The following is a 15711-nucleotide window of genomic DNA, read 5'->3' as shown; positions in this document are numbered from 1 at the left end:
GTCCCCTAGCGCCGGGTCATACGACAACACGTTCTAGGAGCCGTTGATGGGTCGCATTTCCACGCTTGTTCTCATCGGGGTCGGAGCGTTCTTCATCGCATTAGCCCCGCTGGTGAAGTTCTGGGCGGCGGAAAAGATCATCGCCGCCCCGGCCAACCAGTTCGGCATCACCCGGCTGACGGCGACGGGCGCGCAGTACTTCTCCAAGCAGGACCTCAAGGTCCTCACCGCCGACCTCGACATCATCGTCACGACCCGCGGCGACGTGAAGGAGTCCAAGGACGACGTGGTCGTCTGGGACGAGGCCACCGTCGTCAACGACGTGACCAACAGGCGTCCCCAGATCGACCTGTCGGACCGCCGCAGCGCGTTCGACAAGTACACCGGCGCCGGCGTGAACTGCTGCGCCGTCAACGTCAAGAAGGCCCCGGTCACCCTTGAGGGCCAGATCTACAAGTTCCCGTTCGGCGTGGAGAAGAAGACCTACAAGGTGTTCAACTCCAGTGTGCAGAAGGCCTTCGACGCCACGTTCGTGCGCGAGGAGGCGGTGAACGGCCTGCCCGTCTACGTCTTCGAGCAGCAGATCCCCTCCACCAAGACCGAGACCCTGACCGCCCCCGCCTCCGTCCTCGGCATGACCGAGGAGGGCGACGTCCAGGTCGACCGCTACTACGACGGCAAGGTCACCTTCTGGATCGAGCCGGCCACCGGCGCGCCGGTCAAGCAGGAGCAGCAGCGCCACGAGGTGCTGAAGACCCAGGACGGCGTCGAGCGTTCGCTGGCCTTCGTGGCCACGGCGAAGATGACCGACCAGACCGTCGCCGACCTGGTCTCCAGCGCCCAGAAGAGCAAGAGCCAGATCAACCTGCTGAAGAACATCATCCCGCTGGTGCTGCTGATCGTCGGCGTCGCCTTCGTGCTCGTGGGCGTCCTGGTGGGCCGCCGCGCCGAGCGCTGACACCCGGTTTCCAGAAAGGCCCGTCCCTGCGGCAGGGGCGGGCCTCTCGTTTTCACCACGAAGCGTAGTTAGAACACGTTCTTGCAAGATGTTACCCGCCAGTACCGACGTGATGTTCTAGAGTAGAACGTGTTGCAATTAACCTGATGTCGGGATTAACGTCAGGCCATGCGGACCCGTGTCACCGAGATGTTCGGGATCGAACTGCCGATCTTCGCCTTCAGCCACTGCCGGGATGTCGTCGCCGCGGTCAGCCGGGCAGGCGGCATGGGTGTCCTCGGCGCCCTCTACTTCACGCCCGAAGAGCTCGAGATGGAGCTCAAATGGATCGACGACCACGTGGACGGCAAGCCGTACGGCGTGGACGTGGTCATGCCCGCCTCCTACGAGGGCGCGGACTTCGCGCCCGAGGAACTCGTCGGCAAGCTCCAGGGGATGATCCCCGAGGGGCACCGCGCCTTCGTGGAGGACCTGCTCCGGCGCCATGACGTCCCCGAGTCGTCGGCCGACGCGGGCAGAGTCCTGCTCGGCTGGACGGACGCCACCGCCAGGCCGCAGGTCGAGGTGGCGTTGCGGCACCCGATCGCGCTGCTGGCCAACGCGCTCGGGCCGCCGCCCGCCGACGTCGTCGAGCTGGCGCACCGGCACGGCGTCAAGGTGGCCGCCCTGGCCTCCACGCCCCGCCACGCGCTCAAGCAGGTGGAGGTGGGCGTGGACGTCGTGGTCGCCCAGGGCACCGAGGCCGGCGGGCACACCGGGGAGATCTCCACGATGGTGCTGATCCCGCAGGTCGTGGATGCCGTGGACGTTCCCGTGCTGGCCGCGGGCGGCATCGGCAACGGCCGCCAGATGGCGGCCGGGATGGCGCTGGGCGCGGAGGGCGTGTGGACCGGCTCGCTCTGGCTCACCGTCGAGGAGGCCGACACCCCGGCCATGGCCAAGGCGCGCATCCTCGAAGCCACCTCGCGCGACACCGTCCGTTCGCGCAGCTGGACGGGCAAGCCCGCGCGCCTGCTCAAGAACGAGTGGACCGACGCCTGGGAAGCCGCGGACTCCCCGGGGACGTTGCCGATGCCGCTGCAGTTCATGCTGGTGTCCGATGCGCTGCGGCGGATCGGGAGATCCGACGCCGCCGAGCTGGCCACGTTCCCGGCGGGTCAGATCATCGGCATCACCAATCAGGTCCGGCCGGTCAAGGAGGTGATGTTCGGGCTGGTCGAGGAGTACGTCGAGGCGATCGAACGGCTCGGCGGGATCACGGAATCCTGACCGAGACCGAGTCGTACCCGCCGCCGCCCGGGTAGTGCCAGGCGCCGGTCAGGGTGTCGCCGTCCGCGCTGAACGTGCCCTGGTAGTAGGCGGGCGAGCCCTTCTCGCCGCCCCAGATCGTCAGCGTGTCGCCTTCGAGTTCGTAGACGTAGTCGTAGGTCTCGCCGCCGGAGCCGTAGTAGCGGGACTTGACCTCGTCGCCGGGCTTGTCCGCGCCGAACGGCATCTCCCGGCCGATGACCTCCATGCCCAGGACGGGGCCGGTCTCGCTGTCCATCGCGATGTCCTGGACGAGGAAGTTGCGGCCTGCCAGCCAGCGGTAGGTGATCGTGCCGGTGGTGCCGCCGGAGACTTTCCAGGTGCCGATGAGCCTGTCGTAAATGTTCATGCCCGTATGACCGGGCGGCGCGCGGAAAGGAATCGGTCTCAGCCGAAGATTCTTTCCGGCAGTCCGAACGTGGGCAGCGTCTCGGGCCCGAACGTGGTGATCTCGGCGATCAGGCCGTCCTCGATGCGCAGCACGTCGAGGTTGACCGCGCCGAAGAACTCCTCGCCCGGCCGCCGCACGTAGTTGGCCACCGCGGGCATCCTGTTCGCGGTGGTGGTACGCGCCCGCCACTCGCCCCACGCCTCCTGGCCCGCCATGACCGGCGCCCACATGTCGAGGATCGCCTGGCGTCCCGGGAAGAACATCATCGCCGGCGGCATGGCCTGCAGCGCGTCCTCGCGCAACAAGGTCGCCAGCGTGCCCATGTCCGCCTTCATCGACGCCTCGACGAAGCGCTTGAGAACGACCCGCTCCTCGGGGCTCGGCTCGGTGGCGGCCGCCCAGTCGCCGCGCCGTTCGGGAAGATGCTTGCGGAGCGTGGCCCGGCCGCGCTGGAGCGCGCTCTTGACGGACGGCACCGTCATCTCCAGCGCCTCGGCGGTCTCCTCCGCGGGCCAGCCGAGCACGTCGCGCATGACCAGCACCGCGCGCTGGCGCGCGGGCAGATGCTGGATGACCGCCAGAAAGGCCAGCTCGATGGTCTCCCTCGCCACGGCCAGCTCCTCCGGGAGCTGCTGGTCGGGGTACGGCTCCAGCCACGGCACATCCGACAACGGCGCCTCCGACAGCACCACGTCCTTGCGCTTGGCGAGAAGGTCGAGGCAGACGTTGGTCGCGATCTTGTAGAGCCAGGCGCGGTAGGTGGAGCGGCCCTCGTAGGTGCCGGCCCCGCGCCAGGCGCGCAGCATCGTCTCCTGAACGGCGTCCTCGGCCTCGGTGTAGGAGCCGAGCATGCGGTAGCAGTGCACGTGCAGCTCACGCCGATACCGCTCCGCCTCCTCCACCCCGCCACCCTTTCAGACGGGAACGACCGTGACCAGGCTTTCCAGGCCGACGAAGTCGTCGGCGTTGCGCGTGTAGAGGGGCAGGCCATGGACGGACGCCACCGCAGCGATCATCAGGTCCAGGCGCCTCGGCCGCGGGTCGCGCTTGGCCGCGACCGTCAAAGCGACCAGAGTTCCGTATCGAGCCGCGGCCTCGGCGTCAAACGGCAGCGGGTCGAAGTCAACGGCCGCCGCCGCCAGCGTCTCCATACGGACCGCACGCGCGGTCTCCGTCTTCGCCATCACCACACCTTGATGGAGCTCGGCGAGGGTGATGGTGGTGATCTCCGAGATGCGCGGGAGGTCCTCGACGGGGATCTTGACCAGGTCTATGACGACACAGGTGTCGATCACCCCCTGGGGTTGGCGATCACCCACGTCGCCGGTCCCATGGGTCGTCATCGACACGATCTTCGTTGCCGAAGAACTCGTCGGCTTCCCGCCGCATTTCCGCGTAGTCGACCTCCGGAATGTGACGGCGGCGTGCGATGAGTTCTTCGGTGCTCAGGCGCCGTCTGCGCGGGATGGGGCGCAACTCGGCGATCTCGACGCCGTTACGGGTGATGTGAAAGATCTCGCCTGCTTCGACCTGATCCATGACGGCGGCCGAGTTGTTGCGGAACTCTCGTTGAGTGATGACCTTCATCATGCCATCATCGTAGCGAGGTGTAGCCCCATGTGCTACACGCCCCGGTAGGTCGCGGGGCGCTTCTCCTTGAAGGCGCGGGAGCCCTCGCGGGCGTCCTCGGAGCCGATGACCGGCCAGCCGTACTCGTCGGAGACCTTCAAGGCTTCCGGCTCGGCCAGGCCCAGGGTGTCGCGGTAGGTCCGCAGGATCGCCTGTACGGCCAGCGGCCCCGACCCGGCGATGTCGTCGGCGATCTCCCTGGCCACGGCCAGCGCCCGGCCGTCGGGGACCACGCGGTTGACCAGGCCCATCGACAGCGCCTCCGCGGCGGTCACCGACCGGCCGGTGAGCAGGAGGTCCATGGCGTGGCAGTACGGGATCTGGCGCGGCAGCCGGATCGCCGCCCCGCCCATGGGGAACAGCGCCCGCTTGGCCTCGAACAACCCCAGCGTCGCCGACTCGGCAACGACGCGCAGGTCGGTGCCGATGAGCAGTTCGGTACCGCCCGCGACCGCGTAGCCCTCGGCCGCGCAGACGATCGGCTTGGTGGGCAGGTCCTCCCGCAGCAGGCCCTTCCAGTGGAAGTTGGGGATCTGGGCGGCACGGGCCTGTACGTCCGGGTCCTGGGACGGCTGGCCCATCGCCTTGAGATCGGCTCCGGCGCAGAACGTGCCTTCGGCCCCGGTCAGCACCGCCACCCGTACGCCGGGCTCGGCCGAGACGTAGGCCCAGGCCGAGGCCAGGCCGATCAACATGTCGGAGGAGAGCGCGTTGCGGGCCTCCGGCCGGTTCATGGTGACGATCACGACGTGGCCGTCGCGTTCGATCCGGCAGTGCGGGGTGCTGATCGGCAGGAGTTCCACGGGGCAACCTCCGGAGACGCTGATGTATCAAGCGCTTGCTAGGCTACACGGTCAGGTGCGCGTAGACGATGACGTTGTCCTCGTAGTGGCCTGTCGCGGGGTCGAACGCGCCGCCGCAGGTCACCAGCCGCAACTCCGCCCCCTCCGTCGTGCCGTACACCTTCTCGGTGGGGAAGGCGTCCTTGTCCACCCGCTCCACCGAATCCACCGCGAACTCCGCCACCGACCCGTCCGCCCGCTTCACCGAGATCGTGTCGCCCTGTCCGAGCGTGCCGGCCTTGTGGAAGACCGCGGGCCGGCCGTGCGCGTCCACATGCCCCAGCAGTACGGCCGGCCCGTCCTCACCCGGCGTCGGCCGGTGCTTGTACCAGCCCACCAGCTCCGGCCGGTCCAGCGGCGGCACCTCCACCGACTGGTCGGGCTTGAGCCCCACCGGGTCGATCGGCGCGTCCTTCACCCCGATCTTCCCGATCGACACGCTGACCGGCTCCGACCGCTTCATGGCCGTGTCCGCCTCGGCGAACATCGGCGCCCGTTGCGGTGCCGCGGCCGGGCGCGCCGCCGCCTCCGCCGCCTGCGCGGGCAGCGGCTCGCCCTTGAACGAACCGGCGACCGCCAGGCCGCCGGAGAACACCAGTACGGCCGCCGCGGCCTGGACCAGCGTGCTCCTGATCATGACTGTTCCCCGATCGGTCGACGAAGGAAGGAAGGGGTACGGCCCGCGTGCTGCCGGGCCGTACCCCCGAGGAACGGCCCGGCCAGGCGGCCGGGCCGTACCCCAGAAGAGCGGCCCGGCACCAGGGCGGGCCGCGTCTGTGAGGAGGGCGGCCCGGCGTCAGGCCGGGTCGCCCTCCACGATCAGGCCTCGTCGGTGCGACGGCGGACGAACAGGGCCGAGCCCGCGCCGCCCGCGATCAGCATGCCGCCGAGCGCCACCCCGCCGTAGCCGGCGTTGCCCTGGGGCAGGCCGCCGCCGGTGTCCGCGCCGCCCTTGGGGGTCAGCGTGAAGCCGCTGGCCCGGTAACGGGGCTTGACGGTGAGCTTCGCCCAGTCGGTGGCGCCGTTGGCCAGCTTGGCCTTGAACCAGTAGGTGCCCGCGCGGGTGCTGGAGGGCACGTGGAACTTCTTCGCGCCCACGCCCGACTTGCCGACCTTCACGGTGAACCGCTTGCCGGACGGGTCGGTGATCGTCGCCTTCGTCGTCTTGCCGAACGACGAGGTGGCCACGATGGCGGTGAACTTGCCGCCCGCGTACACCTTGTCCGGGTCGAGGATCAGCGCGAGCTGGGTGTGCGGGTGCCGCTTGACCACGGTGAGGCGCGCCGAGGTGCTCTGGCCGCCGTCCAGCGAGGCCCGGACGGTGTACGCGCCGGGACGCGTGCCCTTGGGCGAGGTCAGCTTGACGTGGGCCTCACCCCAGGAGTCGACGCGCACGACGTGCTTGCGGCCGGCCGGGTCGGTGATGGTGACCGGGGTGCCGGCCTTGACGTTCGTGGTGGTGACGCCGGCGTAGTAGCTCTGGCCCGCCACGATCTTGCTCGGCGACAGGTCCAGCTCCAGCCCCGTCACCGGCACCGGCTTGACCGGGCCCTTCACGGTGATCGTGGTGGAGGCGGTCCCCACGGTACGGCCGGCGGCGTCCTTGAACACCACGTCGACCGGGTAGACGCCGGGCTTGGCGTCCGGGCGGATCGGCACGGTGCCGGTCCTGGTGGTGCCGAGCGTCATGTTCTCGGTGATCTTCGCCCAGAACGCCGGCGACTCGATGTACGCGTCGGCGGCCTTGCCGGTGACGGTGTAGGAGACCTTGTCACCGGGCTCGGCGGCGCTCGGGGTGACGGCGATGCCGTACTTGACGTCGACCGACTTCTCGACGGTCAGGGTCGTCCGGGCGGAGGAGCCGTCGGCGAAGTGCGCGTCGACCGGGTGCTCGCCCAGCTCGCCGGAGACGCGGACCTGGAAGCGGTACTCCTTGTAGCCCGCCGGAACGTTCCAGGAGCCGGGGGAGAAGGCGCGCGAGGTGATGGCCTTCACGTCCGGGCCGTCCGACTTGACGCTCACGTTGACGATGTCGCCGGGCTTGGCGCTGGCGCGGTCGACGGTGATGCTCGTCTTGACGGCGGCCTGCTTCTCGACGGTCAGCACCGCGCGGGCGGAGGAGCCGTCGGCGAAGTGGGCGTCGACCGGGTACTCGCCGGGGGTCTCCGACACGCGTACCTGGAAGCGGTACTCCGTGCGCTTGCCCGGCACGTTCCAGGACGGCGGGTTGAAGCCGCGCGAGGTGATGGCCGTGATGGCCTCGCGCGTGGAGGTGACCGAGACCGTGATGATCTCGCCGGGCTTGGCCGTGGTGGAGCTGAGGGTGATGGAGCCCTTCTGCTCCACCTCCTTCTTCTCGGGGGCCTTGGTGGAAGCCGAAGCGGACGGCTTCTGGGACGGCTTGGCCGAAGGCTTCTCTGAGGGCTTCTCGGAAGGCTTCGGGGTTGGCTTGTCAGAGGGCTTGGGCGTCTCGACCGGCGCCTCGGGAGAGCTGGTCTCGACCGGGGCGACGGGGAGGTCCGTGGGGGTGTCCGCGAGAGCCGGGCTCGCGGTGAGTACGGCGAGACCGAGGGCACCGGCAGCCGCCAGGGACTTGTTGAAGCGCATGTTCTCCCAATCGATGAGGCGGCGCGGGGTTCAGGAGACCCCCGTGCTCGGGAACACGCCGCCTCGCGACGAACATCATCTCGCAACAAAAGTGACAGAAGTGACCAAAGTGGACAAAAGCCAAGTTTCTTGACTATTTCATTACGTATAGGCAGGTAAGCGCCCAAATCGGTAACTCTAGCGGAGTCGTGGGACGTGGCGGGACTCGTGTGAAATCAAGCGCTTGCTCGGGGCTTTGTCAGCGCGTTACGCTCGCCTGAAGCTCTACCCCCCGACACGAGGGAGCGCGATGGGCACGCTCGGATTCTGGCGGCTGGCGCAGGCGGATCCCGGCTGGATCGCCGCCGTGGACCCCGACGGCACCGAGCATCGGGCCGGTGACCTCTTAGCCCGTTCCAACCAGCTCGTCCACGGCCTGCGCGAACTCGGGCTCCAGCCCGGCGACGGCATCTGCGGACTGGTGCCCAACGGCGCCGACGGACTCGTCCTCTATCTGGCCGCGCTCCAGGCGGGCTGGTACTACACCCCGGTCAACTGGCATCTCACCGGACCCGAGATCGCCTACATCGTCGAGGACAGCGAGGCCAAGGCCTTCATCGTCGACCCGCGCTACGCGGCGGAGGGCACCAGGGGCGCCCAGGTCATCGAGCCGCACCGCCGCTTCGCCGTACGGCCGATCGAGGGTTTCCGCCCGATCGAGGAGCTGACCGAGGGCCGGCCGGCGACGGCGCCGCAGGACCGCACGGCGGGCGCCACGATGCACTACACCTCCGGCACCACCGGCAAGCCCAAGGGCGTCCGGCGGAAGCTGAGCGGCCTGGACCCCGACGACGGCGCGGAGCTGATGACGTTCCTGCTGACGTTGTTCGGGATCACGCCCGGCCGGCCCAACGCGCACCTCGTGACCGCGCCGAACTACCACACCGCCGTCACGCAGTTCGGCGGTACGGCGCTGCACATGGGTCACACGCTCGTCTACATGGACCGATGGGAGGCCGAGGAGACCCTGCGGCTGTGCGAACGCCATGGCGTGACCAACTCCCACATGGTCCCCACCCACTTCAAGCGGCTGCTCGCGCTGCCCGCCCAGACGCGGGAGAAGTACGACCTGTCCTCGCTCAAGTGGATGATCCACGCGGCGGCCCCCTGCCCGGTCCCGGTCAAGCACCAGATGCTCGACTGGTGGGGCGAGGTGGTCTACGAGTACTACGCGGCCACCGAGGGCGGCGGCACCCTGGCCACGCCCCAGGAGTGGAAGGCGCATCCGGGCACGGTCGGCAAGGCCTGGCCGATCAGCGAACTGCTCATCGTGGACGACTCCGGCGAGCCGGTGCCCACGGGCACCCCCGGGACGATCTACATGAAGATGATGGGCGTCTCCTTCGAGTACAAGGGGGATCCCGACAAGACCGCCGCGAACCGCCTCAAGGACCACTTCACCGTCGGCGACATCGGTTACCTGGACGAGGACGGCTTCCTGTTCCTCTGCGACCGCAAGGCCGACATGATCATCTCGGGCGGCGCGAACATCTACCCGGCCGAGATCGAGAACGAGCTCATGATCCACCCCAAGGTCGCCGACGTCGCGGTGTTCGGCATCCCCGACGAGGAGTGGGGCGAGCAGATCAAGGCGGTCATCGAGCCCGCCGAAGGCTGCGAGCCCGGCCCCGAGCTGGCCGAGGAGATCCTCGCCTCGCTGGAGGGACGGCTGGCGCGGATGAAGTGGCCCAAGTCCGTCGACTTCATCGCCGAGATGCCACGCGAACCCAACGGCAAGCTACTCAAACGCAAGCTGCGCGCACCCTACTGGGAGGGACACGGCCGTGCCATCTGAGCCACTGGTCGCCGACCATGTCCTGGAGTTCCCCGGCGGATACACGCGTACGACGGGGCCGGTCATCGGCAGGTTTCTGACCGAACTGCGTGACGGGCGGATCGTCGGCGTCCGCACGGTGGAAGGGCGGGTGCTGGTGCCGCCGCTGGAGTACGACCCGGACAGCGGCGACCCGGTCACCGGCGAGTACGTGGAGGTCGGCCCGGCCGGCACCGTCACCGCCTGGACCTGGGTGGAGACGCCGCTGGAGCGGCATCCGCTGGACCGGCCCTTCGCCTGGGCGCTGATCCGGCTGGACGGCGCCGACACGGCGCTGGTGCACGCGGTGGACGCGGGCAACGCGAAGGCGCTGGAGGCGGGCACGCGGGTGCGGCCCGTCTGGAGCACCACCCGCAAGGGCCACATCACCGACATCTCCCACTTCGCTCCCGAGGTGACGAAGATCGTCTCGCCGGTGAAGGCCGCCTACAAGATCACCGCGAGCAGGTCGCTGACCCACTTCCTCGAAGGGATCAAGCGCGGCGTCTTCGTCGGCTGCCGGTGCACGAGCTGCCACAAGGTGTACGTCCCCTACCGCCTGTCGTGCCCGGAATGCGGGATCGCGATCACCGACGAGGTGGAACTGCCCGACACCGGCACCATCACCACCTTCGCCATCAACAACCTGCCCGACCCGCGCGCCCCCGAGGTGCCGTTCGTCTCCGCCTACATCCTGCTCGACGGCGCGGACGTCCCCATGATCGCCCTCGTCGGCGGCGTCCCCGCCCACGAGGTCCGCCAGGGCATGCGGGTACGCGCCGCATGGGTGCCCGAGGCCGAACGCACCCTGTCGATGTCCAACATCCGGTGGTTCACCCCCACCGGAGAACCAGACGCGGAGCTCTAATGCGCGATGTGGCCGTCGTCGCCTTCGCCCAGACCCACCACACCGACCACGACACCGGCGTCTCGGAGCCGGAACTGATCCTTCCGGTCATCGACGAGATCCGCGAGAAGACCGGGCTGCGCGCCTTCGGCTTCACCTGCTCGGGGAGCTGCGACTACCTGGCCGGAGCGCCGTTCTCGTTCGTCTCCGCGCTCGACGCGCTCGGCGCCTGGCCGCCGATCTCCGAGAGCCACGTCGAGATGGACGGCGCCTGGGCGCTCTACGAGGCGTGGGTGCGCCTGCAGCACGGCGACGTCGACACCGCGCTCGTCTACGGCTTCGGCAAGTCGTCGCTCGGAGACCTGCGCACGATCATGACGCTCCAGCTCGACCCGTACTACCTCGAACCGCTCGGGCTCGATCAGCTGTCCATGGCGGGCCTGCAGGCCTCGGCGCTGGGCGCGCCTCAGGAAGAGCTCGACGAGATCGTACGGCGCAGCCGTACCGACGGACGGGCCAATCCCTACGCGCTGGACCTTCCGCCGGAAGGCGGCGAGCCACCCATCACGGACGGCGCGGCGGCGGTGGTCCTGGCGGCCGGCGACAGGGCCGGGGAGCTGTGCGCGAACCCCGCCTACATCAGGGGCATCGCCCACCGGATCGAACCCCACTACCCGGGCATGCGGGACCTGTCCCGCTCGGTCTCCGCCGCCGACGCCGCCCGCGCGGCCGGGGTCGGCAAGGGCCGGGTCGAGGTCGCCGAGCTGCACGCCCAGTTCGCCCACGAGGAGATCATCCTCAGGCGGGCGCTGGAACTGCCCGCCGAGACCGTGATCAACCCCAGCGGCGGCCCGCTGGCCGCCAACCCGGTCATGGCCACGGGCCTGATCCGCATCGGCGAGGCGGCGAGCCACATCCTCGACGGCCGGGCCGCGCGCACCGTCGGCCACGCCGCAGGCGGCCCCTGCCTGCAGCACAACCTCGTCACCGTTCTGGAGGCATGATGGGTAACTCCTGCGCGGTGATCGGCGTCGGGCAGACGTACTACACGACGAAGCGGCGCGACGTCTCCATCGCCGGGCTGGTGCGCGAGGCCGCGTTGCGCGCGCTGGAGGACGCCGGGCTGACGTTCAAGGACATCGACGCGGTCGTCATCGGCAAGGCGCCCGACCTGTTCGAGGGCGTGATGATGCCGGAGGCCTACCTGGCCGACGCGCTCGGCGCCGCGGGCAAGCCGATGATGCGGGTGCACACGGCCGGATCGGTCGGCGGCTCCACCGCGCTGGTCGGCGCCTCGCTGATCCAGGGCGGCGTGCACGACCGGGTCCTCGTCGTCGCCTTCGAGAAACAGTCGGAGTCGAACGCCACCTGGGCCCTGTCGACGCACCTGCCGTTCAACGCCTCGCTGGTCGTGGGCGCGGGCGGGTACTTCGCGCCGCACATCCGCGAGTACATGCGGCGCTCCGGCGCGCCCGAGCACATCGGCACGCTCGTCGCCGTCAAGGACCGCCAGAACGCGCTGAAGAACCCCTACGCGCACCTGAAGATCCCCGGCATCAACCGCCAGATGGTCGAGTCCACGCCCATGCTCTGGGAGCCCATCCGCTATCTGGAGACCTGCCCGTCCAGCGACGGCGCCTGCGCGATGGTGCTCGCGTCGGAGTCGGCCGTGACCGGCACGCCCGCATGGGTCCACGGTACGGCGATGCGCTCCGAGCCGATCTTCCGGGCCGGTCGCGACACGGTGAACCCGCAGGGCGGCAAGGACTGCGCCGCCGACGTCTACCGGCAGGCCGGGATCGCCGACCCGCGCAGGGACATCGACGTCGCCGAGACCTACGTGCCGTTCTCCTGGTACGAGCCCATGTGGCTGGAGAACCTCGGCTTCGCCGCCGAGGGCGAGGGATGGAAGCTCACCGAGTCGGGGGCGACCGCGCTCGACGGCGACATCCCGTGGAACGCCTCGGGCGGCGTCCTGTCGTCCAACCCGATCGGCGCCTCCGGGCTGATCAGGTTCGCCGAGGCGGCACAACAGGTCCGGGGGATGGCGGGGGAGCACCAGGTGGACGGCGCCCGGCGGGCGCTCGGCCACGCCTATGGCGGGGGAGCCCAGTTCTTCGCGATGTGGGTCGTCGGACGGGAGAAGCCCTGATGGAGTTCAACCACGCGGACCTGTTCGAAGCGCTCGTGGACCGGATCGGCGAGCGCGTCGCGGTCGTCTGCGGCGACCAGCGCCGCACCTACGCCGAGCTGGACGCCGAGGCGAACCGGCTGGCGCACTACCTGGAGAGCCTGGGCGTCGGCCCCGGCCAGCATGTCGGCCTGCACCTGTACAACGGCGTCGAGTACGTGGCCGGGCTGCTGGCCGCGCTCAAGCTGCGCGCGGTGCCGATCAACGTCAACTACCGCTACGTCGAGGCCGAACTGCTCTACCTCTACAACGACTCCGACATCGTGGCGCTGGTCTACGACGTGGAGTTCGCGGGCCGGGTGGCGGCGGTGGCGCCCGAGGCGGCCAAGCTGCGCCACCTGATCTCGGTGGGCGGGGAGGTCGATGGGGCGGTGCCGTACGAGAAGGCGCTGGAAGGTCAGCCGGAGACGCGCGGCTTCCCCGAGCGCAGCGGCGAGGACGTCTACATCATCTACACCGGCGGCACCACAGGCATGCCCAAGGGCGCGATGTGGCACGTCGAGGACCTGTTCATGGCGTTCGGGGGCGGCAATCCGTACGGCGAGCCGCGCGCGACCCCGCAGGAGGTCGTCGACGGGGCCGCCAAGGCGAACCCTATGGTGATGATGGCGGCGCCGCCGCTGATGCACGGGGCGGCGCAGATGGGCACGTTCATCGCCTGGTGGATGGGGGCGACGATCGCGTACGTACGCCGGTTCGAGGCCGAGGACGTGTGGCGGACGGCCGAGCGCGAGCGGGTGTTCACGATGAACATCACCGGCGACGCGATGGCCAGGCCGCTGGCCGAGGCGCTGGCGGGCGGCTCCTACGACCTGTCGTCGTTGTTCGTGATCAGCTCGACCGGCGCGATCCTCAGCGGGACGGTGCGCGACAAGTTACAGGAACTGCTCCCGAACGTGATGATCCTCGACAACTTCGGCTCCACCGAGTCCGGCTACACCGCCTCGGGCGTGGCGGGCTCCACGCCCGAGAAGGGGCTGCGCTACCAGCCGAACGCCACCGCCAACCTGGTCGTGCTGGACGAGAATCTCAAGCCGGTTCCCGAAGGGCAGCTCGGCACCGTGGCCAAGTCGGGCCGGGTCGCCTTCGGCTACTACAACGACCCGGAGAAGACGGCCCGCACGTTCGTCACCGACGCCGACGGCACCCGCTGGCTGCTGACCGGCGACCTGGCCACCGTGGACGCCGACGGCACCGTCAACATGTTCGGCCGCGGCTCCCAGTGCATCAACACCGGCGGCGAGAAGGTCTTCCCCGAAGAGGTGGAGGCGGTGCTCAAGGGGCATCCGGCGGTCTTCGACGCGGTCGTGACCGGCATCCCGGACGAGCGCTGGGGCAGCAGGGTGGCCGCGGTGGTCGAGCCCAGGCCGGGGGCCGAGGTGGCCGCCGCCGACCTCGACGCGCACTGCAGGGAGCGGCTGTCGAGCTACAAGGTGCCCCGGACCTACGCTTTCGTGGAGGAGATCATGCGCTCACCCGCCGGAAAGGCCGACTACCGCTGGGCGCGCGAGACGGCCGAACAGGCGTGGCGGTGAGCGCCATCGCGGCAAAGCCTCTATAGAGTTCCATGACCCCCCGAAACAGTCATCTATGTCGGGGGAAGAGTGGACGCGCTGCTGTTCGACTTGTTCGGGGTCATCGCGCCGGGCCAGACCGCGCAGGACCGTGCCGGGATCGAGGCGGCGGCGGGGATCAAGGGATCGGTGTTCTGGAACGCCTACTGGGACGCGCGCGACGGCTACGACCGGGGCGAGCTGACCGGGCGGCAGTACTGGCGGGCGGTGGGCGAGCGGCTGGGAAGATCGTTCGACGACGCGGACGAGCTGGTCGCGCTGGACGTGGCAAGCTGGAGCCGGGTGGACACCGAGTTGATCGCCTACATCCGGACCCTCGCCCACCGCGGCATTCGCGTAGGTTTGCTGTCCAACATCCCCAGCGACTTGTCCCAATATTTCGCGACTTATCATGCCGAAGTCTTCAAGATCTTCGATGTCCTGGGACTGTCGAGCCGGATCGGCCACGCCAAGCCCTCACCCGAGGCGTACCTCTGGTGCGTCGAGCGGTTCGGCCTGCCCGCCGACCGGATCATGTTCGTCGACGCGCGCCCGGCCAACGTGGCGGGCGCGCTGGCCGAGGGCATGCAGGCGCACCACTACACCTCGCTGCCCACCCTGCGGGCGCACCTGCTGGCGCGCACGTACGGGATGCCTATGCCTTCTCGCCGGTGAGCAGCGCGGCGAGGCCGATGTAGATCACGCCGCTGCCCACGTCGAGGCGCCGCCTGGCCTTGATCGAACGGCGCATCCGCCCGGCCAGCGCCGAGGAGGCCAGCGCGACCACGCCGTCGGAGGCCAGGCCCAGGACCACCCAGATGGCGCCGAGCAGCAGGATCTGCGGCCCGATCGGGCCTGACTCCGGGCTGGTGAAGTTCGGCAGGAAGGCCAGGAAGAAGATGGCCGTCTTCGGGTTGAGCACGTTGACCACGAACCCCTCCCAGAACATCCGCCGGCGCGACTGGACGGGAAACTCGACCGCCTCTTCGTCGGCCGGCTTGGACAGCAGCTTCCTGACACCGAGGAAGAGCAGGTACGCGACACCGGCGAACTTCACGATCGTGAACGCCGTGGCGGAGGCGGCCAGCAGCGCGCTGATCCCAAGCGCGGCGGCTGCCACGTGGACCAGCGAGCCCGCGTGCACCCCGAGCACCGACACCATCCCCGCCGCCCGCCCCTGCGCGACGCTCCGGGTCACGATGAACAGCACCGCGGGTCCCGGCACGACCAGGATGGCCAGCGTGGCCACCGCGAACAGGGCAAGAGTCGAGATGTCCGGCATACCCCGAGCGTAGGGTCCCCACCACCACACCCGCCACAGATTTGCCCCACCCCCAACCACCACCCCCCGACCCCCGCCCCCGGCACCACCACCCAGCACCACCCCCGGCTTCGCCTCCAGCCTGGGCCCCCGACCTGACCGCCCGGCTTCGCTCCGGGCGTCACCGCCCGGCTTCGCCCCGGGCGTCACTCCGCCCGGCCTCGCCTCCGGTGTCACCCCGGGCGTCACGGCCCGGCCTTGCCCCCCGGCGT

Annotated in this window: 16 protein-coding genes; 8 read left to right on the top strand and 8 right to left on the bottom strand. The window is 69.6% G+C overall.

Annotated features, from left to right (window positions below; translation table 11 throughout):
* The first annotated feature begins 46 nt into the window (after positions 1-46).
* Both ACFWY5_RS07770 and ACFWY5_RS07765 read left to right on the top strand, forming a co-directional pair.
* A complete protein-coding gene (locus ACFWY5_RS07770; protein WP_379609755.1) occupies positions 47-958 on the top strand; it encodes a DUF3068 domain-containing protein in 912 nt (303 codons plus the stop codon).
* 168 nt (positions 959-1126) lie between these two features.
* Positions 1127-2227 (top strand): NAD(P)H-dependent flavin oxidoreductase, encoded by a 1101-nt coding sequence (locus tag ACFWY5_RS07765; RefSeq protein ID WP_379630859.1) that lies wholly within the window; start codon positions 1127-1129, stop codon positions 2225-2227.
* Here the strand turns inward: ACFWY5_RS07765 and ACFWY5_RS07760 are convergent.
* The 7 genes from ACFWY5_RS07760 to ACFWY5_RS07730 all read right to left on the bottom strand — a co-directional run bounded on the left by ACFWY5_RS07760 (position 2214) and on the right by ACFWY5_RS07730 (position 7735).
* On the bottom strand, positions 2214-2615 hold the full coding sequence (locus tag ACFWY5_RS07760; RefSeq protein ID WP_379609753.1) for a hypothetical protein: 402 nt from the start codon (positions 2613-2615) through the stop codon (positions 2214-2216). The genes ACFWY5_RS07765 and ACFWY5_RS07760 overlap by 14 nt on opposite strands.
* A gap of 38 nt (positions 2616-2653) precedes the next feature.
* The gene (locus tag ACFWY5_RS07755) at positions 2654-3559 is read right to left on the bottom strand and encodes an RNA polymerase subunit sigma-70 (RefSeq protein WP_379609752.1); all 906 of its coding nucleotides are present in this window, start codon (positions 3557-3559) and stop codon (positions 2654-2656) included.
* A 12-nt stretch (positions 3560-3571) separates the two neighbouring features.
* The gene (locus ACFWY5_RS07750) at positions 3572-4000 is read right to left on the bottom strand and encodes a type II toxin-antitoxin system VapC family toxin (RefSeq protein ID WP_379610110.1); all 429 of its coding nucleotides are present in this window, start codon (positions 3998-4000) and stop codon (positions 3572-3574) included.
* Positions 3969-4247 carry a type II toxin-antitoxin system Phd/YefM family antitoxin gene (locus tag ACFWY5_RS07745; RefSeq protein ID WP_379609751.1) on the bottom strand — a complete coding sequence of 93 codons (279 nt, stop codon included), beginning with the start codon at positions 4245-4247 and terminating at the stop codon, positions 3969-3971. Before ACFWY5_RS07745 ends, ACFWY5_RS07750 begins: the two co-directional genes overlap by 32 nt.
* Positions 4248-4279: 32 nt before the next feature.
* Positions 4280-5089: a crotonase/enoyl-CoA hydratase family protein gene (locus tag ACFWY5_RS07740; RefSeq protein WP_379609750.1), complete on the bottom strand. Its 810-nt coding sequence runs from the start codon at positions 5087-5089 to the stop codon at positions 4280-4282.
* A 43-nt stretch (positions 5090-5132) separates the two neighbouring features.
* Positions 5133-5765 carry a class F sortase gene (locus ACFWY5_RS07735; RefSeq protein ID WP_379609749.1) on the bottom strand — a complete coding sequence of 211 codons (633 nt, stop codon included), beginning with the start codon at positions 5763-5765 and terminating at the stop codon, positions 5133-5135.
* A gap of 182 nt (positions 5766-5947) precedes the next feature.
* Complete coding sequence (locus tag ACFWY5_RS07730; protein ID WP_379630858.1) at positions 5948-7735, bottom strand: hypothetical protein; 1788 nt, start codon at positions 7733-7735, stop codon at positions 5948-5950.
* Positions 7736-8024: 289 nt separating this feature from the next.
* Here ACFWY5_RS07730 and ACFWY5_RS07725 point away from each other — a divergent pair, with 289 nt between their 5' ends.
* From ACFWY5_RS07725 to ACFWY5_RS07700, 6 genes are all read left to right on the top strand, one after another.
* On the top strand, positions 8025-9569 hold the full coding sequence (locus ACFWY5_RS07725) for an acyl-CoA synthetase (protein WP_379630857.1): 1545 nt from the start codon (positions 8025-8027) through the stop codon (positions 9567-9569).
* Positions 9559-10455 (top strand): Zn-ribbon domain-containing OB-fold protein, encoded by an 897-nt coding sequence (locus tag ACFWY5_RS07720; protein WP_379621952.1) that lies wholly within the window; start codon positions 9559-9561, stop codon positions 10453-10455. Before ACFWY5_RS07725 ends, ACFWY5_RS07720 begins: the two co-directional genes overlap by 11 nt.
* Positions 10455-11438, top strand: a complete 984-nt coding sequence (locus tag ACFWY5_RS07715) for a lipid-transfer protein (protein ID WP_379621950.1) — start codon at positions 10455-10457, stop codon at positions 11436-11438. Before ACFWY5_RS07720 ends, ACFWY5_RS07715 begins: the two co-directional genes overlap by 1 nt.
* On the top strand, positions 11438-12586 hold the full coding sequence (locus ACFWY5_RS07710) for a thiolase domain-containing protein (RefSeq protein WP_379621958.1): 1149 nt from the start codon (positions 11438-11440) through the stop codon (positions 12584-12586). The genes ACFWY5_RS07715 and ACFWY5_RS07710 overlap by 1 nt, the downstream gene beginning before the upstream one ends.
* Complete coding sequence (locus ACFWY5_RS07705) at positions 12586-14160, top strand: acyl-CoA synthetase (RefSeq protein WP_379630856.1); 1575 nt, start codon at positions 12586-12588, stop codon at positions 14158-14160. Before ACFWY5_RS07710 ends, ACFWY5_RS07705 begins: the two co-directional genes overlap by 1 nt.
* Positions 14161-14229: 69 nt before the next feature.
* Positions 14230-14853, top strand: a complete 624-nt coding sequence (locus ACFWY5_RS07700; protein ID WP_379630855.1) for an HAD family hydrolase — start codon at positions 14230-14232, stop codon at positions 14851-14853.
* Here the strand turns inward: ACFWY5_RS07700 and ACFWY5_RS07695 are convergent.
* Positions 14834-15460 (bottom strand): LysE family translocator, encoded by a 627-nt coding sequence (locus ACFWY5_RS07695; protein WP_379621944.1) that lies wholly within the window; start codon positions 15458-15460, stop codon positions 14834-14836. The genes ACFWY5_RS07700 and ACFWY5_RS07695 overlap by 20 nt on opposite strands.
* Positions 15461-15711 lie beyond the last annotated feature (251 nt).

It is taken from the genome of Nonomuraea sp. NPDC059007, from assembly GCF_042740555.1.
In the GTDB taxonomy this organism is placed as follows: Bacteria; Actinomycetota; Actinomycetes; order Streptosporangiales; family Streptosporangiaceae; genus Nonomuraea.
This window is presented reverse-complemented; position numbering and strand designations above follow the sequence as displayed.

Excerpts from the sequence above, each read along its gene's own strand:
- ACFWY5_RS07770 (WP_379609755.1), top strand. The coding sequence starts at position 47 with ATGGGTCGCATTTCCACGCTTGTTCTCATCGGGGTCGGAGCGTTCTTC.
- ACFWY5_RS07765 (WP_379630859.1), top strand. The coding sequence starts at position 1,127 with ATGCGGACCCGTGTCACCGAGATGTTCGGGATCGAACTGCCGATCTTC.
- ACFWY5_RS07760 (WP_379609753.1), bottom strand. The coding sequence starts at position 2,615 with ATGAACATTTACGACAGGCTCATCGGCACCTGGAAAGTCTCCGGCGGC.
- ACFWY5_RS07750 (WP_379610110.1), bottom strand. The coding sequence starts at position 4,000 with ATGACGACCCATGGGACCGGCGACGTGGGTGATCGCCAACCCCAGGGG.
- ACFWY5_RS07745 (WP_379609751.1), bottom strand. The coding sequence starts at position 4,247 with ATGATGAAGGTCATCACTCAACGAGAGTTCCGCAACAACTCGGCCGCC.
- ACFWY5_RS07735 (WP_379609749.1), bottom strand. The coding sequence starts at position 5,765 with ATGATCAGGAGCACGCTGGTCCAGGCCGCGGCGGCCGTACTGGTGTTC.
- ACFWY5_RS07730 (WP_379630858.1), bottom strand. The coding sequence starts at position 7,735 with ATGCGCTTCAACAAGTCCCTGGCGGCTGCCGGTGCCCTCGGTCTCGCC.
- ACFWY5_RS07725 (WP_379630857.1), top strand. The coding sequence starts at position 8,025 with ATGGGCACGCTCGGATTCTGGCGGCTGGCGCAGGCGGATCCCGGCTGG.
- ACFWY5_RS07715 (WP_379621950.1), top strand. The coding sequence starts at position 10,455 with ATGCGCGATGTGGCCGTCGTCGCCTTCGCCCAGACCCACCACACCGAC.
- ACFWY5_RS07710 (WP_379621958.1), top strand. The coding sequence starts at position 11,438 with ATGGGTAACTCCTGCGCGGTGATCGGCGTCGGGCAGACGTACTACACG.
- ACFWY5_RS07705 (WP_379630856.1), top strand. The coding sequence starts at position 12,586 with ATGGAGTTCAACCACGCGGACCTGTTCGAAGCGCTCGTGGACCGGATC.
- ACFWY5_RS07695 (WP_379621944.1), bottom strand. The coding sequence starts at position 15,460 with ATGCCGGACATCTCGACTCTTGCCCTGTTCGCGGTGGCCACGCTGGCC.